The organism is Aestuariicoccus sp. MJ-SS9 (assembly GCF_032586235.1).
Classification (GTDB): Bacteria; Pseudomonadota; Alphaproteobacteria; order Rhodobacterales; family Rhodobacteraceae; genus Aestuariicoccus.
Genome location: NZ_JAWHTD010000006.1, coordinates 1 through 22,804, shown reverse-complemented (window position 1 = coordinate 22,804; position 22,804 = coordinate 1). Strand labels below are relative to the sequence as shown.

23 protein-coding genes are annotated in these 22,804 nt (G+C 64.9%); 16 read left to right on the top strand and 7 right to left on the bottom strand.

Going from position 1 to position 22,804, the window contains the following annotated elements:
* Window positions 1-16 precede the first annotated feature (16 nt).
* The 9 genes from RXV88_RS06150 (at window position 17) to RXV88_RS06110 (ending at window position 7,282) form a co-directional block, all read left to right on the top strand.
* Complete coding sequence (locus RXV88_RS06150) at window positions 17-1,093, top strand: hypothetical protein (protein ID WP_316291230.1); 1,077 nt, start codon at window positions 17-19, stop codon at window positions 1,091-1,093.
* Between the two features lie 5 nt (window positions 1,094-1,098).
* Entirely contained in the window at window positions 1,099-1,353 is a 255-nt protein-coding gene (locus RXV88_RS06145) for a hypothetical protein (protein WP_316291229.1), read from the top strand.
* Window positions 1,346-2,464, top strand: coding sequence for a hypothetical protein (locus RXV88_RS06140; RefSeq protein ID WP_316291228.1), 1,119 nt, complete (start codon window positions 1,346-1,348; stop codon window positions 2,462-2,464). Before RXV88_RS06145 ends, RXV88_RS06140 begins: the two co-directional genes overlap by 8 nt.
* 65 nt (window positions 2,465-2,529) lie before the next feature.
* A complete protein-coding gene (locus tag RXV88_RS06135; RefSeq protein WP_316291227.1) occupies window positions 2,530-4,467 on the top strand; it encodes an ATP-binding protein in 1,938 nt (645 codons plus the stop codon).
* Window positions 4,467-4,874, top strand: coding sequence for a hypothetical protein (locus tag RXV88_RS06130; protein WP_316291226.1), 408 nt, complete (start codon window positions 4,467-4,469; stop codon window positions 4,872-4,874). The genes RXV88_RS06135 and RXV88_RS06130 overlap by 1 nt, the downstream gene beginning before the upstream one ends.
* Window positions 4,871-5,008, top strand: a complete 138-nt coding sequence (locus tag RXV88_RS06125; protein ID WP_316291225.1) for a hypothetical protein — start codon at window positions 4,871-4,873, stop codon at window positions 5,006-5,008. The genes RXV88_RS06130 and RXV88_RS06125 overlap by 4 nt, the downstream gene beginning before the upstream one ends.
* Window positions 5,005-6,342 (top strand): DUF6638 family protein, encoded by a 1,338-nt coding sequence (locus RXV88_RS06120; RefSeq protein ID WP_316291224.1) that lies wholly within the window; start codon window positions 5,005-5,007, stop codon window positions 6,340-6,342. Before RXV88_RS06125 ends, RXV88_RS06120 begins: the two co-directional genes overlap by 4 nt.
* A 3-nt stretch (window positions 6,343-6,345) precedes the next feature.
* The gene (locus tag RXV88_RS06115; protein ID WP_316291223.1) at window positions 6,346-6,612 is read left to right on the top strand and encodes a hypothetical protein; all 267 of its coding nucleotides are present in this window, start codon (window positions 6,346-6,348) and stop codon (window positions 6,610-6,612) included.
* Between the two features lie 43 nt (window positions 6,613-6,655).
* Window positions 6,656-7,282 (top strand): DUF1523 family protein, encoded by a 627-nt coding sequence (locus RXV88_RS06110; protein ID WP_316291222.1) that lies wholly within the window; start codon window positions 6,656-6,658, stop codon window positions 7,280-7,282.
* 222 nt (window positions 7,283-7,504) lie between these two features.
* Here the strand turns inward: RXV88_RS06110 and RXV88_RS06105 are convergent, their stop codons facing one another.
* Entirely contained in the window at window positions 7,505-8,449 is a 945-nt protein-coding gene (locus RXV88_RS06105; RefSeq protein ID WP_316291221.1) for an ester cyclase, read from the bottom strand.
* A 113-nt stretch (window positions 8,450-8,562) separates the two neighbouring features.
* Between RXV88_RS06105 and RXV88_RS06100 the strand changes: the two genes are divergently transcribed.
* The 7 genes from RXV88_RS06100 (at window position 8,563) to RXV88_RS06070 (ending at window position 15,919) form a co-directional block, all read left to right on the top strand.
* Window positions 8,563-9,612, top strand: a complete 1,050-nt coding sequence (locus RXV88_RS06100) for an ABC transporter ATP-binding protein (RefSeq protein ID WP_316291220.1) — start codon at window positions 8,563-8,565, stop codon at window positions 9,610-9,612.
* A 47-nt stretch (window positions 9,613-9,659) separates the two neighbouring features.
* Window positions 9,660-10,880: an ABC transporter substrate-binding protein gene (locus RXV88_RS06095; RefSeq protein WP_316291219.1), complete on the top strand. Its 1,221-nt coding sequence runs from the start codon at window positions 9,660-9,662 to the stop codon at window positions 10,878-10,880.
* Between the two features lie 42 nt (window positions 10,881-10,922).
* A complete protein-coding gene (locus RXV88_RS06090; RefSeq protein ID WP_316291218.1) occupies window positions 10,923-12,137 on the top strand; it encodes a GMC family oxidoreductase in 1,215 nt (404 codons plus the stop codon).
* A complete protein-coding gene (locus tag RXV88_RS06085) occupies window positions 12,134-13,153 on the top strand; it encodes a sugar ABC transporter permease (RefSeq protein ID WP_316291217.1) in 1,020 nt (339 codons plus the stop codon). Before RXV88_RS06090 ends, RXV88_RS06085 begins: the two co-directional genes overlap by 4 nt.
* A 4-nt stretch (window positions 13,154-13,157) precedes the next feature.
* Window positions 13,158-14,315 (top strand): carbohydrate ABC transporter permease, encoded by a 1,158-nt coding sequence (locus tag RXV88_RS06080; RefSeq protein ID WP_316291216.1) that lies wholly within the window; start codon window positions 13,158-13,160, stop codon window positions 14,313-14,315.
* Window positions 14,316-14,387: 72 nt separating this feature from the next.
* Complete coding sequence (locus RXV88_RS06075; protein ID WP_316291215.1) at window positions 14,388-14,912, top strand: ester cyclase; 525 nt, start codon at window positions 14,388-14,390, stop codon at window positions 14,910-14,912.
* On the top strand, window positions 14,909-15,919 hold the full coding sequence (locus RXV88_RS06070) for a LacI family DNA-binding transcriptional regulator (RefSeq protein WP_316291214.1): 1,011 nt from the start codon (window positions 14,909-14,911) through the stop codon (window positions 15,917-15,919). Before RXV88_RS06075 ends, RXV88_RS06070 begins: the two co-directional genes overlap by 4 nt.
* Window positions 15,920-15,941: 22 nt before the next feature.
* Here the strand turns inward: RXV88_RS06070 and RXV88_RS06065 are convergent, their stop codons facing one another.
* The 6 genes from RXV88_RS06065 to RXV88_RS06040 are packed head-to-tail and all read right to left on the bottom strand — an operon-like array spanning window position 15,942 to window position 22,590.
* Window positions 15,942-16,916, bottom strand: a complete 975-nt coding sequence (locus RXV88_RS06065) for an ester cyclase (protein ID WP_316291450.1) — start codon at window positions 16,914-16,916, stop codon at window positions 15,942-15,944.
* Between the two features lie 8 nt (window positions 16,917-16,924).
* The gene (locus RXV88_RS06060; RefSeq protein ID WP_316291213.1) at window positions 16,925-17,797 is read right to left on the bottom strand and encodes a dimethyl sulfoxide reductase anchor subunit family protein; all 873 of its coding nucleotides are present in this window, start codon (window positions 17,795-17,797) and stop codon (window positions 16,925-16,927) included.
* Window positions 17,797-18,546, bottom strand: a complete 750-nt coding sequence (locus RXV88_RS06055; RefSeq protein ID WP_316291212.1) for a 4Fe-4S dicluster domain-containing protein — start codon at window positions 18,544-18,546, stop codon at window positions 17,797-17,799. The genes RXV88_RS06060 and RXV88_RS06055 overlap by 1 nt, the downstream gene beginning before the upstream one ends.
* Window positions 18,543-18,758, bottom strand: a complete 216-nt coding sequence (locus tag RXV88_RS06050) for a hypothetical protein (protein ID WP_316291211.1) — start codon at window positions 18,756-18,758, stop codon at window positions 18,543-18,545. Before RXV88_RS06050 ends, RXV88_RS06055 begins: the two co-directional genes overlap by 4 nt.
* A complete protein-coding gene (locus RXV88_RS06045; RefSeq protein WP_316291210.1) occupies window positions 18,755-21,583 on the bottom strand; it encodes a molybdopterin oxidoreductase family protein in 2,829 nt (942 codons plus the stop codon). Before RXV88_RS06045 ends, RXV88_RS06050 begins: the two co-directional genes overlap by 4 nt.
* 47 nt (window positions 21,584-21,630) lie before the next feature.
* Window positions 21,631-22,590, bottom strand: coding sequence for a phosphotransacetylase (locus RXV88_RS06040; RefSeq protein ID WP_316291209.1), 960 nt, complete (start codon window positions 22,588-22,590; stop codon window positions 21,631-21,633).
* Window positions 22,591-22,804: the final 214 nt, after the last annotated feature.

The following is a 22,804-nucleotide window of genomic DNA, read 5'->3' as shown; positions in this document are numbered from 1 at the left end:
ATAAGGGAGCGATTTTATGGCCGATTTCGAAACGCAGGTGCGCGAGTCCCAGAACCAGGTGGCCGAGGCCCAGGCCAAGATCGCCGAATTGACCGGCCGCATCGAAACCGCCCGCAGCAAGATGAAGGCGGGTGACGACATCAGTATCGACATCGAGAACGCCACTCTTGAGGATGTCCACGCCCATACGGATGTCATGAACGCCAATATCGCCGAGCTGATCATGGGGCTCGATGACGTGACGGCGGCGTTCTCCAAGGATTTCGACGAGATGCGTTCGAAAACCGGGTGGGAAAGCTTTGTCGGCATCTTTTCGCAGAACCGCGCCGACCAGATGCGGCAAGAGCGGATCAAGACCGCAAGCATCGACGACAAGCTGCAGGATCTGATCTCGAAATCCGACATCATCGTGAAGTTGCTGCAAGGCCAGCTGAACCTGCTGAACGAGCAGCGCGAAAAGGTCGAGGCGAACCTGACCGACACGCTGGACGACCGCGAGCTGACCGTGGGCGAGCTGGAATCGGTGAAGGCCGAGATCGTGGCGATGGATCCCAGGATCATCGAGTTGGAAAACCGCATCAGCATGGAACAGGACGCCGCTGCGCGGACCAAACTGGAAACCGAGCTTGCCGATCTTAACACCCGCTACAACGCGCTGGTGCAGGACGAGCAGGTCAAGCTGGCGAAATCGCAGACACTCGAACGGTATATCGAAAAGGGCAAGACCTGGATCGACTCGTTGCAGAACCAGGCGGCGACGCAGATGGTGCTGATCAACAAGCTGCAGACGGACACCAAGCAGCGCGTGGTTCTCTACGATGCGCTCACCAAATCGCTGAAGACCGCGCAGCAGCAGGACGTCGCCCACCGCATCAACGAGATCGGCGTGCAGACCGACCAGGAGGCGCAGACCGCCATGGCCTCGATCGGCACGGCAACGAACCAGCGGATGGCTGACATGCTGGAGGCGCATGAGGAACACATGGTCTTTGCCCGCGACGTGCTGGAAGCCAAGGCCAAGGCCGACGAACGCTTTGCCCGCCGCTTTGCCCAGATCGTCGAAAAGCACGACAAGAACCTCTACGGCGGCTGAGCGCGATGAGCGGGCGGAAAAATCCGGTGCCCGGCGTGTTCCTTGCTTTCATCGGCGGGGCGGTCACGATCTTCGGGGCGCGCTTTGGGATACAGTGGTTGATCCTGGCGGGTGTCCTGACGCTCGTTGCCGCAGGGCTTTTGCTGATCCGGGCGACGTCGGGCAACCGATCCGGCCCGGTCGGCCGCAGCACAGGCGACACGCCCTATTTCGGCTGGACCTCGAAAAACGATGGCGGCGGAGACGGCGGCGGTGACTGACCCGAACCACGACCACGTCGGGCTGTCCGACACCTTCGCCAGCCGCCGCTATTTCCAGAAATTCGAGGCGATCACCCGGCATCTGGGCCGCGTCGCGGCGGTCTTGGAAACCGAAGGCGCGCTCAATTCGAACGAGGTCCGGATCCTCGCGCGGTATGTGCTGAGCCTGGCGTTCACCTTTCGCGCTTTGTCGATGAAGTACCTGCTGGCCGGACGGGATACCGGGCAGTTCTTCGGCTCGCTGACCATGGACAACCACGAAAGCGGGTTTCCGGCGGCCTCCGAGCTGATGGTCATGGCCAACGACGCCCAGCAGGCCGAACGTCATCTGGAGGGAATGCCCTCGGTGGCCGATCTCAAGCGGCAGATGATCGAACAGATCGTCGGCGCGCAAGAGGTGCCGACCCGCCTGCAATTCGCACTGAGCCAGCGGCTTTATTACGAGGAATTGCAGCGCGGCAACCTCTTTTGGGTGCGCAACGATCCGGTGGCCGAATGGCAGGGCGGGGCCTTTCCCCGCACCACGTTCCGGCTGCACTGGGCGGTCTACGACAGCCAGGTCAACCTGCCCACGATCTATCTGATGGAGCTGGAGGACACCGGCGCCACAGCACTGCCCAAGGACACCCGCCGCTGGCCCGAGGTGCAGGCGCATCTGATGGGGCAATCGCTCGGCGGGCTGAAGCTGCTAACCATTGCCAGGGGCTTTGACCAAAGCTTTGACGATCTGCACCCCAAACGCCTGCGCCGCATCCATCTCGGCCCGATGTATTCGCACAGCTATACGCGGCAATCCGGCCCGCTCCGCGAGGTTCTGGCCGAGGCGAAGGCCCCGCCGGGTCAGGACTGGACGCTCGCCGCCACCTTCGAGGACCTGGAAAGCGAACGGGTCGAGACCGAGCGGACTGGCTGGTTCGGCACCGTCGAACGCGAGGTCTTCGCGCTCGATCCGTTCTCGGGGCGCGGGGTCGAGACCGGGGCGACCCGGATGGAACGGATGATCATCCTGCCCGAGCGCCCGTTCCAGGTGCTGAGCGAAAAGAACCCGCCGGGGTTCGCCGGTGTGCGGAAATTCGTGGTCAGCCCGGGGGGCCGCGTCTTGCGGTACTGATGTGTGGCGCGGGTGGAAAGGTTGGATTTGAGTATTTTTGCCAAGAAGAAGCAGGGGATTGCGCGATGAGCCAGACGTCGGACCAGATGGAATTGCGCGAAGAGGATATTCGCAAGCATTACCTCGCCGCCGTCGCCTTGCTGGAGGGGTTCGATCACGCGCCGCGCATCGCCACAGCGAAGACGCCCAATCGGGCGGAGGAGCGGTCGCCCGGCATCCCGACGGGGCGGCGGTTCCGCAGCACGACGCCGGGGCTGGCGGCGCGGCGGACGCTGCGCACCGAGGGCGTTCAGCTGATCGCGCGGATCGCGGCGGCGGACGACGACGACCCGCTGACCTCGCCCTTGCAGGCCACCGCGACAAATGCCCTGCGCCGCGCGCTTGCCATCGCGCTGGCGATTGGTGAGACATATTCCGACGCGACCCCGCTGGCCGATCTGAAGCGCGCCAACCTGTCGGGTGCCCTGCCCGAGGCGCGCGAGAGCGAATTTTCATCCCTTCTGGCGGCCGAGGCATTGGCGGTCGCGCATGTCTTCGGCAACGCGCTGGCCTATCTGCTGGCCCCGCATCTGGGCGAGACCCAGGTCGAGGTGGGCGAGGTCGAGGAACTGCTGACGGAAAACGCCAGCCTCGCCCTACACGGCCTCTTGTGGGAGCTCGACAAGAAGATCGAAACCTTCGCCCCCGATGACACCCACCTGATCGCTACCCTTACCGCCTTTGCCGAGCAGCTGATGGACAAGGTGGCCCTTCGTGCCCAGAGCGCGCCGCATCTCGCGGCCTTCACGGGCGCCAGCTGGCATGTCGAGGCCGACGATCTGACCATCGACGGCTTCACCCCCGCCACCCGCGCCCGCGGCACCACGATCACCATGCAATTCAAGAAACCGCATCAGGTGGTCGGCAACCACATCGCCAAGTACCAGGCCATGCGGCTCGCCAAGATGCTGATGGCCTATGATTTCGAGCGCAAGCTCAACCCCTTTGCCGAACTGGGGGGCTTCATCTTCACCTTCATGGGTGACGGCAAGCCCGGCACCGGCAAGACGACGCTGATCCAGATGATGGCGGGGCTGATTCACGAATATTGCCAGGTGGCGGGCTATCCCTTCCGCTATCAGAACCTCAGCACCGAGAATATCGACAGCTACCAGGGCAAGTCGGGCCAGAACGCCAAGGCTTTCATCAACAACATCATCGACCCGCATGCGATCGGCTTCGGCACCATCGACGACATCGACCAGCTGGCGGGCAAGCGCGGCGACCGGCAATCCAGCGCGGGCCAGCTCGAGATCACCGCCGTGCTGATGGAGAGCTTTGCGGGCGCCAACACCGTCGTGCGCGGCAACTGCACCTTTGGCATGTTCTCCAACTATCCCGAAAACGTCGACGACGCCCTGCGCCAGCGGGCGGGCGCGCGGTTCCTGGTGGACGGGCCACAGACGCGCGAGGATTACATCGACATTCTGGCGCTGTTGATGGGCAAGAAGCACGACATCCCGCTGGGCGATCACGACCTATACGAGGCGCAGGCGATCCAGAAGGCGGTCGCCGCGTCCTTCGAAAGCCACAACCGCCCGCATGAAGAGGGGCTGCTGAAGGTCTTCGACCGCGTTCACGACCGGATCGGCGCGCTCGACACCATCGCCAAGCTGGGCACGTACCTCAAGGCCATCCAGGAGGCAGACGACAGGTTTACCGGCCGCGCGATCAAGAACATCACCGACGCGGTCAAGGTTCGCGCGATGGACTTTGAGCTGCCCGACGAATGGATGGAAAACCCGGAGCTGTTTCTGTTCAAACCCTATGAAGAGAAATCCGCGATGATCGAGGACCTGCGCCGCCCCATCACGGTCGAGATGGTGATCCAGGAAATCAACCGCTACGCTGACAGCGAATTCCGTTACGCCGACAAGTCGGACGAAGCGGCGATCGAGGCCATGGTCCGCGACTTCGGCCGTCAGGAAGAGGCGAAGAAGAGGTATTTGGAGGGTAAGGGGTGATGACGTGGTGGGAACAGTGGAATAGTTTTTTATCAGATAATCAGGCCCTTACAGTAGCAGTGGGTATTCCAATACTTACTGCTATCGCAGCTGGCATAGTCTCGCTGATAACCACCATATGGAATTTGAAGGCTCAAAGGCTGGACCGAGAGCAGCAAAGAAAATTATGGATCGCGAACTCTGAAAAGGAAAATTTGCGAGAGCTCAGAGAAATCATGGCAAAATTTGAAATCACAAATTTTGCGGCTCAGTTTGATATCAAAAGTGGCTTATCTTCTGGCATAAAGAACCACCTTCCCCGTGAGGAAGTTGCCAAAGTCACCCGAGAGATAATTGAGTTCATGGTGCAGATCGAGCTTCGTGTGCCGTCTGATGACCCTGAATTTTCAAAGCTGGCACTGCAATGAAACGAGAGCTTTCCATGTTCTCGGGTAAAACGGCTCAAGATCAAGGTAATCCAAATGAAAGATTCATTGCGGTCAGTCGTCGTATTTTAACACGACTAGAAAATGGTATTTTGGATAGGATTGCTTCAGCGTGAAACGCCTCATCCAATCCGGTCTCATGTTCGGCAACCTGGTCCATATCGACAGCCCCGCGCTGGTCGAGCGGTACAACCGGGCGCTCAAGCATCTCACCGGAAAGACCACCCAACTCACCGATTTCTATGTCGATATCTCGGGCTATTCCCCCGAGGTCGGGCATGAGCTGAAGGATCATCTGTACCTTAACCAGAACGGCGTGAACCGGCAGTTCATTCTGCTGACCATCCAGCAGAAGACCGCGCCGCTGCTCAATGCGAAATTCTCTACCAGCCGCGGGATCCTGAGGCAGTTTATCGAGGCCAACGAGGCGCAGCTTTTCGCGCTGACGGCCCGGGATGCGGTGGCCGGCGAGCTGGTGAATTCGGTCTATGACGTCAGCGACCCTGTGCGGCTCTTCGACATTCACAAGATCAAGGTCGAGGCGGATACGACCGGCGGCACGGTGCGCGACGCCGAAAAGCTGGGCCAGATGATCGACCGTTTCATGGCCGAGGACGACGCCTGGTATGACGACGTGCTGATCGGCGACATGATCGGGCTGGCGAAGAAAACCGGCGATGTGGTGCGCAACCCGGTCAGGCTGAAACAGATGGAGTTCGAGCAGAAGAACTTCTGGACCAGCCATTTCGGCGGCATGTACATCTTTCGCGAGGCGGATGAACCGGCGGTGATCATGGGCGGCGACTGGGCCGCGCCGGGCAAGCTGCCCATCGAATACGTGATCAACACGACCGACCGGAACCGCATCGCCATCTTCTTCGAGGTCAACGGGCTGGTTGAGCCCATCGTCAAGGCGCGGGGCGTGGATTCGGCGGCGATCCTGCGGCAGAAGATGGATTTCATCGTCGTGGACGCGGCGCAGGATGCGGGGCTCGACCTGACCGGGGCGACCCGGCGCGACATCCGCAACCTGGCGCGGCGGCACGGGGACAGGCTGCCCGAGGCCTGGCACGGGCTGAACCAGCTGGTGCAATGGGCCGAGGGCGCGGGGCCCTGGCCGCATCTGTCGTCGAACCATCCGGCCTATTTCTACACCCTGCGCAGCGCCAACCACGCCGACCGCGATCTGGTCAACATGCTGCTGGCAGAGCTTTGCCCGATGGACATCCGCCAGCTCTTCATCTGTCACAAGCAGCTTTTCTACAAGCTCTACAAAGGCTGGCCCCACACCAAGAAGACCTATGTCGTGGATTTCCTGAAACGCGAATATCAGGTGGACAAGGCGGGGGCGCGGGCGGCACTCTTTGGCCATGACGCCCCGATGGAGGAACCGGCCGTCACCGAGGATCTGGTGGCGCGGGTCGGTCCCTGGGGCGCGGTAAGGAGGTAGCGGATGTTCGCACTGGCGCGGCTTTTCATCGTCGGCTTCATCGTTCTGACGATCGTCTACGTGGTCCTGTCGCTTTATTCGCGGTCGGTCCGGCGCGGCAAGCTCGAGGCGCAATGGGACGAGGAAGGCATGACCGGCGACAAGGATGCCTTTGTGCGCGAAGGGCTGGAGGATTATGACGGGTCACTGCGCCGCAAGCTGATCCTTGGGGTCTATGTGATACCCTTGTGTTTGATCACACTCGTCATATACCTGACGAACTTTTACTAAGGCCGCCCGTGCGGCGGATCGACAAAACCTGAGGGGGCCCGCGATGGTCTACGTCAAATGGACTTTCATCCTGATCTTCTGGGCGCTGGTGGCGATGGTGCTGCATTATACGCTGCCGCAAAGGGATATCGCGCGGATCACCGACACCTATGTCGAGCGGATCGACTTCGGCGAGAACTCGATCTTCTGGGCGCATCCGGCGACGGGCGACAATCCGAACCCGGTGAACCGGGATGTCTTTTTCATCCAGGCGTTCCGGACCGACAACCGGCCGATGATCTACCGCAACGAGGACACCGGCTGGGGCTGGCCGCCGTACTTCAAGTTCGACACGTCGAACCTGCAGGCCGAGGCGTCGGATCTGGAATCCAAGTCCACCGGCGGCGCGGCGCAATGGGCGCTGATCACCCATTACGGCTGGCGCAATGAATTCCTGTCGATCTATCCCAACGCCATTTCGGTGCGGGCCGTTCCGGGGCCGGATTACCAGAAGGGCGTGAACTGGGTGAACGTGGTGATCCTGGTGACCCTGGCGGGGCTGATCTGGGCGATCTGGGTCCGCTGGCGGCGGTTCCGCATGAACCGCATCGACCCGATGCTCGAGGATGTGGGTGACAGCCTCGATGCGGGCGGCAGCCGGTTGCGGCGGCTTTTCGGCGGCAAGGGCTGAGTCGACTTCAGCTTACCGAAAAGTCGCGGAATCAGGGGCGAAGCCCGCCGCGACCAGCGCCTGCCCGTCCCGGCGGGCTGGCGCTTTGTCGACGTAGGCGCACCGATCATTCGTAGCAATGACTTGGCGGGGATAAAGCGCGTAGACGAAACGCAGCAACGACATCCCACGGACAGGCGCTGGTCGCTTCCTTCCCAGTCCTCAGGCGCATCACGACCGCGCTCACCCGATCAGCGTGCCGCCCATCTGCGCATAGAGATCGCCGTAATCGAGGGTCACCCAGTTCTCCATGATCTGGTTGCCTGACAGCCGATAGAAATCCATCACCCGCAGGGTCAGCGCGCGGCCGTCCGCCTTCAGGCCCAGGTAATCGCCCTGCCAGGTCATCGTCATCGACGGCCAGCCCGACACCGCCGCGTATTGCCCGTCGCCGATGCGGCAGTAATGGTTGCCGCCCTTGCGGTCGGGGAACGCATGTAGGAACGACGCGCGGTGGTCCTGCACGAAGCCGTCCCAGCGGAAGTTCGACCCGATCCCGGCGGGGCCGTACCAGAACATGTCGCGGTGCCAGTATCCATCCTCGCCGGTCTGACCCTTCGAGGTGCCCGTCTCGGGGTCGAAGACATGCAGATCGGCCAGCATCGCCTGCACCCGGTCCAGAGTCGCGGTCCCATCGCCGGTCCGGGGGATCAGCCCATCCTGGGTCGCCGGGGCGGGAAAGGTGATCTCGGTTCCCAGCTCGGGGAAGGGCATCCGCCCGCACTGGCGCAGCAAATCGGGCAGATCGAAGATCATCTTCATCTCGGTGATCTGTCCGTTCTCGATGCGAAAGAACTCGCCCGCGCGCAGGAACACCAGATGCCGTGACGGGGCGATTCCCCAAAGCGGCGCGTTGAATGTGCCGACGTAATGGGTGACGCAGGCGCACCATGTGCCGCCCGCCTCGCGCACGTTCTGGCCGCCGATGAACAGCAGGTCCCGGCGGTGCAACCCGGTGATCGCGGCGCGCAGCGGGGCGATGAACCGCTCGATGATCTCGGACGTGCCGGTCAGCCGATTCAGCGGCCAGGCCAGATCGGCCAAAGCCTCGGGATGAAGAATCGCCCGGTCCCCGTCGGACCAGAGCCTGGCCAGACCAACCCGCGTTTCTGCCCGAAAATCCGTCATTTTTCTCTTCCTTTGAAGGGGTGTGAAAAAGTCTTGGCAAATTGCAGGCATTGCGTCTAGCCTTTTTGCAAACGTGTGCAAAAATCCTGCGACCACAGAAAAGGAAGCGGCGGATGGCCGAAATCCAGTTGCGCAATGTCTCGAAACGGTGGGGAAGCTTCGTCGGCGTCGATAATTTCGACCTTACGATCGCCGACCAGGAGTTCCTGGTTCTCCTCGGGCCGTCGGGCTGCGGAAAGACGACCACCATGCGGATGATCGCAGGGTTGGAAGAGGCGACCGGCGGCGACATCCTGATCGACGGCAAGCGGGTCAACGACCTCGACCCAAAGGACCGCGACATCAGCATGGTGTTCCAGTCCTACGGGCTCTATCCGAACATGAACGTCTACGACAATATTCGCTTTCCTTTGAAGGTGCGACGGGTCGATCCGGCCAGCCATGACGACCGCGTGATGCGCGCCGCCCGGATGGTCGAGCTGGAACCGTTCCTGCACCGCAAGCCGGCCGAACTGTCGGGCGGCCAGCGCCAGCGCGTGGCGCTGGCCCGCGCCATCGTGCGGGAACCGAACGTCTTTCTGATGGACGAGCCGCTGTCGAACCTCGACGCCAAGCTGCGGGTCAGCACCCGGGCGCAGATCAAGAACCTCAGCCACGAGCTCAAGGTCACGACGATCTACGTCACCCACGACCAGATCGAGGCGATGACCCTGGCCGACCGCGTCGTGGTGATGAAGCAGGGCGTCGTGCAGCAGGTCGGCACGCCGACGGATATCTACGACAAGCCCGCCAACACCTTTGTCGCGGGGTTCATCGGCTCTCCGGCAATGAACCTGATCGAGGGCACAGCCCAGGGCGGCACCTTCAGCGCCGAAGGAATAAGCGTCAGCGGCACCCCGGCCCTGGACGGGCCGGTGACGCTGGGCTTCCGCGCCGAGGACGCGCATCTGGCCGAGGGCGGCGACGCGCAGATCGAGGCCAAGGTCTATACCATCGAGCTCTTGGGCGACGCGACCATGATCACCGTGCGCATCGGCGGTGCGCTGGTGTCGGTCAAGGCAGGCAAGGAATACCGGGCCGAGATCGGCGATCCCGTCGCCATCGCCGTGCCCACCGCCATCTGCCACTTTTTCGACGCGACCTCCGGGGCGCGCGTCGATTGAACGAAAGCGGCACCCATGCCGCGACAAACACACAGGGAGACCGCAAAATGATGATGAAACACCTTCTGATGGCCGGCGCTGTCGCGCTGATGGGCACCACGGCCAGCGCGGCGTGTTCTTATGAGAACACGGTGCCGATCAAGTCGCTCTCGGCCGGGTTCGAGGCCTGGAAATCCGTCACTGACGCCATGGCCGAATGCGGGAATTTCGAGGCCGAGCTCGACCAGGAATTCCGCACCAAGCAGCCCGCCGCCTTTGCGGCGAAACTTTCGCTCTATCACATCGGCGGGGTGTCGAATGGCACGGTCACGCCGCTGCTGAACGAAGGCACCATTCGCCCGCTCGACGATCTGGTCGAAAAGTACGGCCAGAACCTGACGCCGAACCAGCTGATCCGGATCGACGGCAAGGTCATGGCCATCGCCATGATGGTGAACACCCAGCACCTGATGTACCGTGAAGACATCTTTGCCGATCTGGGCCTCGACGTTCCCACCGACTGGGACGGCGTGCTGGACGCCTCGGCCAAGATCGCCGAGGCGGGCGTGGTCGACTACCCGCTTGGCGCGACGATGAAGTCCGGATGGAACCTGGCGCAGGATTTCGTCAACATGTTCAACGGCTACGGCGGCAGCTTCGTGAACGCCGACAGCACGCCCGCCGTCGATTCCGAGGCCGGGATGAAGGCGCTCGAGACGATGAAGGCGCTAAGCGCCTATCTCGATCCGGAATACCTGGTCAGCGATTCCACCTACGTCCAGCAGCAGTTCCAGCAGGGCAAGATCGCCATGGCGAACCTCTGGGCCAGCCGCGCCGGCGCGATGGACAACGAAGAGGAAAGCCAGGTGGTCGGCAAGGTCGCCACGGCGGCGGCGCCGTTGGCGATGGAGGGCGGTGCGCCCGCCACGACGCTCTGGTGGGACGGCATGGTTGTCGCCGCCAACATCACCGACGAAGAGGCCGACGCCGCCTTCCGCCTGATGATGGAAGGGCTGGATGAGGAAATGGTCACCGCGCATAACGACGACGCGATCTGGCTGGTGTCGGGCTATCAGCCCGGCAAGATGGCGCAGGGCGCGATTGCCACGGCGACCGCGTCGCCCGCGCCTGCGCCCTATCCCTCGACCAGCCAGATGGGCCTGATGCACACCGCGCTGGGCAACGAACTGCCGTCGTTCTTCACCGGCGAGCGGGACGCGGCGGCGACGCTGGCGGCGATCGAGGCGGCCTATACCACGGCGGCCAAAGAAGCCGGCCTGCTGAAGTAACGCGGACAAGGGCCAGCCGCCCCGCGCGGCTGGCCTGCCGGGATGGAGCACGCTTTCGATCATATCGTCGTCGGGGCCGGGTCCGCTGGCTGCGCGCTGGCCGGGCGGCTGGCGGCGCTGACCGATTGGCGGATCGCCGTGGTCGAGGCGGGACCGTCCGACCGGCATCGGTCGAATGGCGAAGCGCCGCCCACGCCGGAACGCGAAAGCGCCGGGGTCTTTCAGGTGAACATGCGCGGCGCGCGCCGCTGGTCCGCTGCCGACGCCTGCCTCCGGCCCGCATTGGCCAGTGGGCGGGTGCAGCTTTTGACCGGGGCCGAGGTGCGCCGCGTCCTGATCGACGGCGCGGTCGCCACCGGGATCGAACTCGACGACGGGCAGCGCATCGTCGCACGCGATGGCGTGACGCTGTCGGCCGGGGCGATCGAGAGCCCGGCGCTCTTGATGCGCTCGGGCCTCGGCCCGGCGGCGCATCTGCGTGACCGGGGTATCGCCGTTCAGCGCGACATGCCCGGGATCGGCGAGAACCTTCAGGATCACCCCGCCGTCGGCCTTCACCACGCCGGGCCGCGCTCGGGTTACGGTCTGACGGCGAGGCAACTGCCCGGATGGGCACTGGCCCCGCTGCGCTACCTCATGCAGGGCAAGGGCCGCCTGGCCTCGAACACGGTCGAGGTGGGGGCCTTTTTACGAGTCAGCGACGGCGACGGCCCGCCCGAGGCGCAGGTCCATTTCATCCCGTTCCACATGGGCTGGAAAGGGCGGGCGATCACCTGGGGATCGGGCTATTACGCCGATGTCTGCCTCTGCCGCCCCAAATCTCGCGGGCGGCTGAGCTTGAAGGCGGATCACCGGCCCGAGATCGACCTGGGCCTCGGCGCCGATCCAGACGATGTGACGCTGCTGGCTAGAGCGGTAACGCGGCTGCGCCAATTGCTGGACGACGCCCCCTTCGGCGCGGCCCGCGCCGAGGAACGCCACCCCGGGCGGCACGTGACCGGCGACGCGCTAATTGACGACATCCGCCACCGCATGGGCACCGCCTATCACCCGGTCGGCACCCTGCGCATGGGCACCGCGCCCGACGCCCCGGTGACGCCCGATCTGGCACTGCGCGGCATGGCCAACCTTTGGGTCGCCGACGCCAGCGTCATGCCCGCGCTCACCAGCGCCAACACCAACGCGCCCTCGATGATGATCGGTTGGCGCGCAGGCGCCATGATCGCCCGCGCCGCAACGCAGGAGCACGCCGCATGAAGTTCCGCACTTTCGCCATGTTCGTCGGGCCTTCGGTCTTTCTGATGCTGCTCTTCATCGCGGCGCCCTTGATCAGCGTGCTGATCCAGAGCTTTCAGGTCACCCAGCCCATCGTCATCACCCAAGAGGTCGAGACCTGCACCCCCGGTTTCCTGACCCAGACCTGCACGACCGAAATCAAGACCGTCCCCCAGCTGGACGACGCGGGCCGGATCCTGACCGAAACCCGCTGGGTCGGCTGGAACAGCTATGCCAACGTGCTGGGGCTGGACGCCATGCGCGCCGCCTGGTCCGAGGGGCGGCTGGGCGACATCCTGCAGATCGACTTCTGGGCGGCGCTGCGGTTCACGCTGATGTTCACCATCGTTACGCTGCCCTTGGTGCTGGGCACCGGTCTGGCCATCGCGCTGGCGGTCAACAACGCGGCCAAGGCGCTCAAGGGGCCGATCATCTTCGTGTCGCTGCTGCCCTTCATCATCACCCCGGTGATCGGGTCGCTGTCGATCTACTGGCTCTTTGTCGGCGACGGGATCGTGACCAGCTGGCTCGAAGCCTGGCTCGACCGCGACCTCGCGCTTTTCGCACAAGGCTGGACGATCGAGATCCTGATGTATTTCTACCGCGTCTGGCACGTGGCGCCCTTCGCCTTCGTGATCTTCTATGCCGGGCTGCAGACCGTGAACCAGGACACGCTGGAATCCGCGATCATCGACGGGGCCAGCCGGTTCGAGAGGCTGCGTTACGTGATCGTGCCGCATATCATGCCGCTCATTATCTTCGTCACCATCATTCACCTGATGGACAGCTACCGCGTCTTCGAAGAGATCGTCGGCTTCCGTGCGCAGGCCCATGTGCAGTCGCTGCAATGGCTGACCTACGATCTGCTGCAGCCCGACGACGCGGGCAATCGCGCGATCAGCCGGGCCTCGGCCAGCGCCATGCTGACCATGATCGGGATCGTGATCCTGCTGATCCTGCCGCTGCGCCGCACCTGGCGCGACCACAAGGGAACGTGAGTACATGAGCACCCCCCGCGCCCTCCGACAGCCGCTGGCCCTGCGCGCCGGATCGGCCGCTTTCCTGACCTTCTGGTGCCTGCTGGCCGCCTTCCCGATCGTCTGGATCGCGGTCATGAGCTTCAAGTCGCCGGTCGACGCCTTCGCCCCCTCAGCCTGGGATGTCATCACCGGCCCCGAGACTTTGGCCCGCGGCAAGGGTCTGTCGCTGCTCGACATTGCGGCGGGGATCGCGGTGCTCTGGATCGCCATCCAGACCGCCCTGACACGCCTGCCCCGCTGGGTGAACGCTCTGGCCAGCCCGGCCTGGATCGTACCGGCATGGATCGCCGCGGCGCTGGCCTATGGTCTGGCCTTCGTGACGCTGTTCTTCGGCCTCCTGCCGATGATCCTGGGCCCGCTGAACGGCATACTCGGCCCGCTGGGCACGCCGATCCTCGGCCTCACGGCCGAGCATTACCAGGCCGTCTGGGTCGAAAACGCCTTCTGGCAGAACTTCGTCAACTCGATGATCGTCACCTTCGGGGTCGTCACCATATCGCTGACGGTCGGCACGCTCGCGGGCTACGGCCTGGCGCGGTCCGGCTCGAACCTGGCGTTCTGGCTGCTGATCCTGGCGCTGATCTTCCGCGCCCTGCCGCATTCGGTGCTGGTGGCGGGCTACCTGCCGTGGTTCATCAATTCCGCCGAGATCCTCGAGCCGATCTTCGGCGCCTCGGCGCCCACGCTCTACGGCCAGCCCTGGGCGGTGATCGCCGTGCTGGTCAGCATCAACCAGCCGTTCACGATCTGGATGCTGCGGAGCTTCTTCCAGAACATCCCCACCGATCTCGACGAGGCCGCCCGCGTCGACGGCTGCACCCATTTCCAGGCCTTCCGCTGGGTGATCATGCCGGTCATGTGGCCCGGCGTCATCACCACCGGGCTCTTTTCCTTCCTGCTGGCCTATAACGACTTCCTGGTCACCAGCCTTTTGCTTGACGCCCAGAACCAGACCATGGTCCCCGCCATCGCGGGCTATTTCAACCGTGAAACCACGACAACGGATCAGGTCGAGGCCGTCGCCGCCGCCGTCTCCATCACCGCGCCGCTCTTCCTGCTGGTCATGGTATTCCAGAGACAGATCGTCTCGGGCCTCACCGCCGGCGCGGTCAAGGGATGACACCCCTGCTTCTTCTTGGCACAAATACTCCCGCCGGAGGCTCCTCCGCCGGCCCAGGCGCAAAGGCATGACATGAAAGGCACCCGCCCCGAACAGGCCGTCCTGTCCCGCGATACGGATATGTCGAAAACCGATGAAACCCGCGCGGTGATCGAGACCATGGTGGATGGACTTAACGATCACCGCATCGCCGACATCGGAGAATTCTTCTCCGAAACCTTCAGCTGGAGGGGCAACCGGGGCTGCGGCACCAAAACCGGCCTGCGCGAATTCCAGGACAATTGGCAAAAGCCTTTCCAGGCCGCGTTCTCCGACAAGGTCTGCATCGACGAGGCGCGGCTCTACATGGGCGAATGGGCCGCCGCCTTCGGACGGCAAGAGGCGACACATGCCGGCACCTTCATGGGCATCGCGCCGACCGGAAAGCGGGTCGAGATCCGCTACATGGATTTCTGGAAGGTGGAGGGCGGCAAGATCGTCGACAATTGGGTCATGGTCGATTTCCCCCATGTGCTCGCCCAGCTCGGCCGCGATGTCTTCGACGGCCAGGGGTGGGAGGCGTTCGACACCGGCGCCAGAACGCCGCCGGCCCCATGACGACAGGACGGGTCACATCGCTCGACGTGGCGGCGCTGGCGGGGGTGTCCCGCTCGGCGGTCAGCCGGGTGTTCACCCCCGGCGCCAGCGTCAGCCCGGCCACCGCCGCAAAGGTCCGCGAAGCGGCCGAAAAGCTCGGCTACCGGCCCAACGTGCTGGCCCGCGCCATGCTGACCGGGCGCAGCCATATCATCGGGCTGGTGGTTGCCTATCTCGACAACCATTTCTACCCCACCGTGCTCGAACAGCTCTCCGCCGCGCTGGAACGCGAGGGCTATAACGTGCTGGTCTTCATGGCCCAGCCGTCCGCGGACGGGGTCGACGACACCGTGCAGGAAATCCTCGACTACCAGGTTGACGGTCTGATCCTCGCCTCCGTCGCGCTCAGCTCGGACCTGGCCGACCGCTGCCGCGCGCTGGGCGTGCCGGTGGTGCTCTTCAATCGGCGGCAGGGCGAGGCGTCGGAAATCGCCGTGGTGTCCGACAATGCCCGAGGCGGCCGTCTTGCCACCCGCCATCTGATCGAAGGCGGCGCGCGCAAGATCGGCCATATCGCGGGCTTTGAGGGTGCCAGCACCCAGGTCGACCGCGAGGCCGGGATGATGGACGAACTGGCCCGGCACGGCATGCGGCTCCATGCCCGCGAGGTCGGTAATTTCGACCCCGAAGAGGCCCGCGCCGCCGCCCGCCGCATGTTCGCCCGCCCCGATCCGCCGGATGCGGTCTTTGTGGCAAACGACTACATGGCCTTCATGGTGATGGACGTGCTGCGCACCGAGCTGGGGCTCGACATCCCCGGCGATGTGGCCGTCGTCGGGTTCGACGACGTGCCGACCGCCAGCTTTGACGCCTATTCCCTGACCACGATCCGGCAGGACAGCGCGGCGATGGTCGCGGCCACCGTGACCGCGCTGATGGACGGCATCTCGGGCGCCGCCGAACCGCCCTCCGCCCCGCTGCCGGTCGACCTGATCGTCCGCCGCTCGACGCGTCCGCCGCGAGGATAGCCCGCAAGGGCATGACGAGCGCTCACGCCGCCCCGGTGGCCAGCAATATCTGTTTCCAGATGGCGGTCTCGTCGATCAGCGTCCATTCGCGGCGCAGCCCGCGTGGCCCGAATTCCGCATGGGTGATACCCATCACATAGACCTCCGCCCCGGTCGGTGCCCCGAACGCGCCCCAGCCGTCGTGCCGCCCGGTCAGCGACCAGCGCACCGCCGCGCGCGGCGGCGACAGAGGATCGGTCATTCCGATGACATGATCGACCGCGAAAAGGGCCGAGGGGAAGGCCGATCTCAGCGACAGCCAGAACCGGTCCGCATCTGCATGTCCCGCGCCGGTGACGTGGCCGGGATAGGCCAACTCGGCGGCGCGGTCGTAGCCAGCGGCGATGGCGGAAAACGCGCCCGACATGATGCGCTGCAACAGATCGGCGAGCGCCTGCCCGTACTCGCTGTCGTTGCCCCTTCCGTCATAGGGCCCCGCCACATCCGTCGCGGGTGTCAGCGGTTTGACGCAGGCCTCGGGTCCGCCTTCGCGCGCGATCAGATCGCGGGTCCATTCGACGAGGTCCTGCCCCATCTGCCGCACGATGGCGCCCTGATCGCGAACCAGCCATTCGTCCTGCACGGCATTGGCGCGGCACCAGCAATCCGCGAGGATCCGGTATCTCAGCCGCCGCCCGGTGGGCGCGCCGTACATGCCTGGCCCGCTGTGCGTGGCGGTGCAGATCAGCCGGTGCGACGACAGAAAGGAATCGTCCCCGGTCGGGCACCAGATCACATCTTCGCCCAGCAACTCGCGGTCTGGAAATTCGGCCAGCGTGGCCTCAGTCGCGGCGATGATCCCGGCGTTGCCCACCACCACAGACGCAGGCGAGCGCACCACCAGATCCGGGCCATAATAACCCAGCAGGCTGTCGATCCGCCGGTCCTCCCAGATGTCGCGGGTGATCCCCAGGACATAATCCGGCGCGTCGCGCCAGCGGTCGTCGAACCCAGGCAGAAACGCCATCAGCGCTTGCCGTAATAGAGCCCCACCACATGCTCGGCTTCGGCGAAGAAGAGCCACCGCGCGACCAGCACGCCCGCCACATGGCTGACCACCGCCAGCAGCGCCAGAAAATGCCCAAAGGGCAGCAGCAACAGCACGATGGGCACAACCATCATCAGCCCCAGCGCCGCGAGCCGCAGCTTGGCTGCGTGCTTGCGCCCCACCACATGGACCATTTCGCGCAGCAGATAATTGCTGCCGGTATGCGGCGGCTCGAACGCGGTGACCTTGCCGATGTTGCCCAGCCCCGTGGCGCTGGCCATGTCGCTGCCGCTGGCGGCCAGGCGCGTATCACCGGTGCGCCACCACCAGGATTGCACCCCGCCCGCGGCCAGGATCAGGATCAGCGCCACGGTGATGCGCCCCGACAGCAGCGCGCCGCCCGCCAGCGCCAGCGCCAGAAAAAGCAGCGAAGTGCTCCAGTGGTGCCAGCGCGGGACCGTGCGCAGCTGGGCATAGATCATCGACGTGGTGTAGACCGTGGTCAGCGCCAGGATCGCGCCCAGCCAGCCCAGCGGCAGGATCGCCTTGCCGAAAAAGACCAGCAGGAACCCGTGCAGCCCCATCACCAGCAGCGTCGCCGTGGCGGCCCATGCCTCGCGGCTGAGCCAGCTGGTCCGCCATTGCGTAAACGCCTTGGCGGCGCGTTCCGGCCGGCCCAGGTGAAAGGTCGAGGCCGCCAGCCCGCCGACGGCAAGCGCAAAGGCGATGGCGAAGAAGGCAAAGCCGATCCAGCCGGTGGGCGGGGTCGGGTCGACGCCCAGCCAGAACAACAGCCCGAGGCCAAGGCCCGAAAAGGTGGTGAAGGCGATGATGGACGGGGCCGGATGCATCAGAGTTTCTCCAGCGTCTTGTCGAGCCAGCCGAGGAACCCGCGCGGTTCTTCGGCGACGGGTTCGAGGAAGGGGGCCAGCACATCGGTTTCGCCGACCCACGCGTCCTTGGGCCGGGGCGGCAGGTACTTGTTGACCGGCTTGGTGCCCTGCTCCGGCATCAAATCCTTGCCGCCACGCTCGGCCACCAGCTGGCTGACCTCGCTGTCGGGATCGCCCAGATCGCCAAAATGCCGGGCGCCGGAGGGGCAGGTGCGCACGCAGGCGGGCACGCGGTCCTCTTCGGGGAGGTTCTCGTTGTAGATGCGGTCGACGCAGAGCGTGCATTTCTTCATCACACCCTCGGCCTGATCGAGCTCGCGCGCGCCGTAGGGGCAGGCCCAGGCGCAGAGCCCGCAGCCGATGCAGTCGGTCTCGTTCACCAGAACGATCCCGTCTTCGGTGCGCTTGTAGCTGGCGCCGGTGGGGCAGACGGTGACGCAGGGCGCGTCCTCGCAATGCAGGCAGGATTTCGGGAAGTGGATCAGCTGCGCAGGCCCCGCTTCGGGCTGGACCTCGTAGCTGTGCACGCGGTTGAGGAAGGTGCCCGACGGATCGGCGCCGTAGGGGTCCTGATCGCTGAGCGGGGCGCCGTAGTTTTCGGTGTTCCAGCCTTTGCAGCTGACCACGCAGGCGTGGCAGCCCACACAGGTGTCGAGGTCGATCACAAGGCCGAGCTTGCGGTCGGTGGTTTCGGGGAGCTGCGTCATGTCTGGCCTTCCGTCATTGGTCCGGCGGCGGACCGGGGCGCTGCCCCGGACCCCGGAGTATTTTCGCCAAGAAGAAGCAGGGGCGCGTCGTTTTGGGTCAGGCTTTTCTCGGCCTCGGCGTCCCAGGTGACGACGAACCACACGAAGGTGCCGACCATGAAGGCCAGCGCCGCGGCGATGGTCAGCAGGGTGATGCGGACGGCGCGGGTCATGACTTGCTCTTCCAGCGCAGTTCACGCGGGCCCTTGCCGACGGGCGATTTCTGTGGTGCGAAGGCGGGCTGGCTTTCCTCGGGGGCGGCGGATTTTTCCAGCCGGACGCGCAGGTCGAACCACGCCGCCTGCCCGGTGACCGGGTCGGAATTGGCCCAGCGGAGACCGTCGCCCTTGGGTGGCAGAAGTTCGTGGATCAGGTGGTTGAGCAGGAAGCCTTTGGTCGCCTCGGGCGCGTGTTTGTCGAGGGCCCAGGCGCCCTTGCGTTTGCCGATGGCGTTCCAGGTCCAGATCGTGTCCTTGTTGAGCGCGGCCATATGCGCGCAGGGCACGGTGATCTCGCCGTGGCTCGAGATGACGCGGACCCAGTCGCCGTCGCGCAAGCCGAGCTTTTCCATCCAGTAGGTCGGCAGGTAGAGCGGGTTGCGCCCGTGGATCTGGCGCAGCCAGGCGTTCTGGCTGCCCCAGCTGTGATACATTGCCATCGGGCGCTGGGTCAGGGCGTGGACCGGGAATTCGACCGGGTCCTCGCGGCCGTCCGACAGCGGCGCATACCAGATCGGCAGAGGGTCGAGCGTGGCCTTGATGCGTTCGCGCAGATGGTCGGGCGGCTGGCGGTCGCCGTGGCCCTCGGCGGCGAGTTGGAACTTGCGCAGGGGTTCGACGTAGAGCTGGAAGAGGTAGGGCTGCGGCGTGTCGTAAAAGCCCATCTCGACCGCCCAGTCCTGATAGGCGCTGTTCCAGGGTTTGTAATAGGCGGCCTCGTCCGGGACATGGGCGACGAAGAAGCCACCGTTGGCGATGTAGCTGTCGATCTGGCCTTCGTTGGGGCCGCCGCGCCCGTGAGTCAGGCCGTTCTCGCCCATGCGCCATCCGGCCAGCGGCCCGATGCCGGGCTTGCGCTGGTGGTTGGTGATGTAGTCGGCGTAATCCTTGTATTTCGCGCTGCCGTCCTCGTTGACGAAGGCGGGCAGGCCCAGCCGCGCGCCGAGATCGCAGAGCACCGACTGGAAGCCGCGTACGTCGCGGTCGGGTTCCACGACCGGCCAGCGGATCGCGTCGGCGGCGGCGTCGGGTTCGCAGATCGGGCGGTCCAGCAGCGAGATACAATCGTGCCGTTCCAGATAGGTCGTGTCGGGCAGGATCAGGTCGGCATAGGCGACCATCTCGGATGAATAGGCATCCGAATAGATGATGCGTGGAATGACGTAGTCGCCGTCCGGGGTCTTGTCGGTCAGCATCTCCATCACGCCGCGCGTGTTCATCGACGAATTCCATGACATGTTCGCCATGTAGAGGAACAGCGTGTCGATCCGGTAGGGATCGCCGGCATGGGCGTTCGAGATCACCATATGCATCAGCCCGTGGGCCGACATCGGGTTTTCCCAGGTGAAGGCCTTGTCGATGCGGATCGGGCTGCCGTCCTCTTTCAGCATCAGGTCGTCGGGGCCATGCACGAAGCCCAAATGCGGGCCGTCGAGCGGCGCGCCCGGCGTGACCTTGCCGTGGGGCTTGGGATGGGCCTGGGACGGTTTGGGGTAGGGCGGTTTGAAGCGCATGCCGCCTGGTGTCTCGACCGCGCCGAGCAGGATTTGTAGCATGTGCAGCGCCCGGCAGGTCTGGAACCCGTTGGAATGGGCGCTGATGCCGCGCATAGCGTGAAAACTGACCGGGCGGCCGATCATCTTGTCGTGGGTGTCGCCGCGGAAGTCGGTCCAGCTGTGGTCCAGCTCGATCGCCTCGTCGAATGCGACGCGGGCCAGTTCGGCCGCGAGGCGCTTGATCCTGTGGGCCTCGATTCCGCAGCGCTCGGCCACAGCCTCGGGGGCGTATTCCGGCTGAAGGTAGCGTTCGACCATAAGCTGCATGACCGTGCGGTGCGTGATCCCTGCCTTGCGGTGGCTGGCCGCGAGGTCGGGCTTGACGCCGGGCCGGTCGAAGGGCGTCAGCTTGCCGGTGGCGCGATCCATGACCAGCGGCTTGCCGTCGTCGTCGCGCAGGAAAAGCCCGTGCTCGGGCGATTTCGGATCGCCGTTCACCAGCACCGGCGCATTGGTGAACCGCGCGAGGTAATCGAGGTCGATGCGCCCGGCCTTGAGCAGTTCGTGCACCAGCGCCAGGATGAAGAGCCCGTCGGTGCCCGGCGTGATCCCGACCCATTCATCGGCCACCGCGTTATAGCCCGAACGGATCGGGTTCACCCCGATCACCTTGGCCCCGCGTTCCTTGATACGGCCGATGCCCATCTTGATGGGGTTGCTGTCGTGATCCTCGGCCACGCCGAAGATCATGAAGAGCTTGGTCTGCTCCCAGTCGGGTGACCCGAATTCCCAGAACGCCCCGCCCATCGTGTAGATGCCGGCGGTCGCCATGTTGACGCTGCAGAACCCGCCGTGGGCGGCAAAGTTCGGGGTGCCGAAGTGCTGCGCCCAGAGGCCGGTAAAGCTTTGCGACTGGTCGCGCCCGGTGAAGAAGGCCAGCTTTTCCGGCGCGGTGTCGCGCAGCGGCTTCATCCAGGACACCGCGGTTTCCAGCGCCTCGTCCCAGCTGATTTCCTCGAACTCGCCCGATCCGCGCGGCCCGACGCGGCGCATCGGCGCGCGCAGACGCGAGGGCGCGTTGTGCTGCATGATCCCCGCGCTGCCCTTGGCGCAGAGCACGCCCTTGTTCACCGGGTGATCGCGGTTGCCCTCGATATAGGCGACCTTGCCGTCCTTGAGGTGTACGTTGATCCCGCAGCGGCAGGCGCACATGTAACATGTGGTCTTGCGGATCTCGTCGCTGACGCGCGGGCTGAGGTTCAGGTCTGGCTGGTCCTTGGGCATTGTCGGGCCTTACACTTTCGCTGCTTCATGCGCCGTCGCGGGGCGGGTCAAGGTCTGACCTGCGCCGAGGTTACCGCGATCATGTCGAGAATGTCATCCGAAGTACAACCCCGGCTGAGATCATTGGCCGGTTTTGCCAGCCCCTGCAGGATCGGGCCAAGCGCTGTGGCCCCGCCGATCCGCTGGGCGATCTTGTAGCCGATGTTGCCCGCGTCGAGGTCGGGGAAGATGAACACGTCCGCATGCCCGGCGACTTTGCTGCCGGGGGCCTTGCTGGCGCCGATCTCGGGGACGAAGGCCGCGTCGAACTGCAGCTCGCCGTCCACGTTCAGGCCCTTGGCCCGCGCCTGCTCGGCCGCTTCGGTCACCTTGTCGACGAAGGGATGCGCGGCGCTGCCACGGGTCGAGAAGGACAGCATCGCCACCGCCGCCTCGCGCTTGACGAATTGCTCAAAGGATGCCGCCGCCTGCTGCGCGATTGCCGCCAGCTGCGTGGCGTCGGGATCGACGACCAGACCGCAATCGGAAAAGATCAGCGGCGCGCCGGGGCGGGTGGGGTGGTGATCGGGCAGGATCATCAGGAAAAAGCTGCTGACCAGCGGTGCGTCCGGCGCGGTGCCAATCATCTGCAGGGCGACTCGCACGGTGGTCGCCGTGGTGGCGACCGCGCCGCCGAGCGTACCATCGGCCAGCCCGGCGCGCACCATCAGCGCGGCGGCGACCAGCGGATCGCTCAGCGCAGCCTCGGCATCGGCGCGGGTCGGGTTCTTCTTGCGGCGCGCCTTAAGGAAGGCCTCGATCAGCGTCTCGCGCTGGGCCGCGTCGGGGTCGAAGCGTGCGATGCCCTCGGGGACCGGGCCGCTGGCGATCAGGGTGATCCGGGCAAGCCCCTCGGCAGTTGCGCGGGCCGCTGCCTCCTGCACACGGGGGTCGTCGCCCTCGGGCAAGACGATGTGGTGTTGCGCCGCGCGCGCCCGCGCCCGCAGATCGTCGCGGAACGCACTCATGCCGGCACCCTCCAAGCTATTCCAACGCGGGTCACGCCGGACAAGCGCCGAAGGCGGGCCATGCCCGCCTTCGCGCATTCTGTGTCGGGCACGTGCCGCCAGCGATTGCGATCCGCGACCGCCACCGCCCTATTCGGCCGCCATGTCGGCGGCGTCGATGCCTGCGACGTGGACGGGTTTTTTCATGGCGTCGCGGCGGAAGGGTTCGCCGAGT

Excerpts from the sequence above, each read along its gene's own strand:
- RXV88_RS06080 (WP_316291216.1), top strand. The coding sequence starts at position 13,158 with ATGAGCACCCCCCGCGCCCTCCGACAGCCGCTGGCCCTGCGCGCCGGA.
- RXV88_RS06055 (WP_316291212.1), bottom strand. The coding sequence starts at position 18,546 with ATGACGCAGCTCCCCGAAACCACCGACCGCAAGCTCGGCCTTGTGATC.
- RXV88_RS06130 (WP_316291226.1), top strand. The coding sequence starts at position 4,467 with ATGACGTGGTGGGAACAGTGGAATAGTTTTTTATCAGATAATCAGGCC.
- RXV88_RS06070 (WP_316291214.1), top strand. The coding sequence starts at position 14,909 with ATGACGACAGGACGGGTCACATCGCTCGACGTGGCGGCGCTGGCGGGG.
- RXV88_RS06040 (WP_316291209.1), bottom strand. The coding sequence starts at position 22,590 with ATGAGTGCGTTCCGCGACGATCTGCGGGCGCGGGCGCGCGCGGCGCAA.
- RXV88_RS06150 (WP_316291230.1), top strand. The coding sequence starts at position 17 with ATGGCCGATTTCGAAACGCAGGTGCGCGAGTCCCAGAACCAGGTGGCC.
- RXV88_RS06075 (WP_316291215.1), top strand. The coding sequence starts at position 14,388 with ATGAAAGGCACCCGCCCCGAACAGGCCGTCCTGTCCCGCGATACGGAT.
- RXV88_RS06050 (WP_316291211.1), bottom strand. The coding sequence starts at position 18,758 with ATGACCCGCGCCGTCCGCATCACCCTGCTGACCATCGCCGCGGCGCTG.
- RXV88_RS06110 (WP_316291222.1), top strand. The coding sequence starts at position 6,656 with ATGGTCTACGTCAAATGGACTTTCATCCTGATCTTCTGGGCGCTGGTG.
- RXV88_RS06085 (WP_316291217.1), top strand. The coding sequence starts at position 12,134 with ATGAAGTTCCGCACTTTCGCCATGTTCGTCGGGCCTTCGGTCTTTCTG.
- RXV88_RS06095 (WP_316291219.1), top strand. The coding sequence starts at position 9,660 with ATGATGATGAAACACCTTCTGATGGCCGGCGCTGTCGCGCTGATGGGC.
- RXV88_RS06125 (WP_316291225.1), top strand. The coding sequence starts at position 4,871 with ATGAAACGAGAGCTTTCCATGTTCTCGGGTAAAACGGCTCAAGATCAA.
- RXV88_RS06135 (WP_316291227.1), top strand. The coding sequence starts at position 2,530 with ATGAGCCAGACGTCGGACCAGATGGAATTGCGCGAAGAGGATATTCGC.
- RXV88_RS06100 (WP_316291220.1), top strand. The coding sequence starts at position 8,563 with ATGGCCGAAATCCAGTTGCGCAATGTCTCGAAACGGTGGGGAAGCTTC.
- RXV88_RS06115 (WP_316291223.1), top strand. The coding sequence starts at position 6,346 with ATGTTCGCACTGGCGCGGCTTTTCATCGTCGGCTTCATCGTTCTGACG.
- RXV88_RS06090 (WP_316291218.1), top strand. The coding sequence starts at position 10,923 with ATGGAGCACGCTTTCGATCATATCGTCGTCGGGGCCGGGTCCGCTGGC.
- RXV88_RS06105 (WP_316291221.1), bottom strand. The coding sequence starts at position 8,449 with ATGACGGATTTTCGGGCAGAAACGCGGGTTGGTCTGGCCAGGCTCTGG.
- RXV88_RS06145 (WP_316291229.1), top strand. The coding sequence starts at position 1,099 with ATGAGCGGGCGGAAAAATCCGGTGCCCGGCGTGTTCCTTGCTTTCATC.
- RXV88_RS06045 (WP_316291210.1), bottom strand. The coding sequence starts at position 21,583 with ATGCCCAAGGACCAGCCAGACCTGAACCTCAGCCCGCGCGTCAGCGAC.
- RXV88_RS06060 (WP_316291213.1), bottom strand. The coding sequence starts at position 17,797 with ATGCATCCGGCCCCGTCCATCATCGCCTTCACCACCTTTTCGGGCCTT.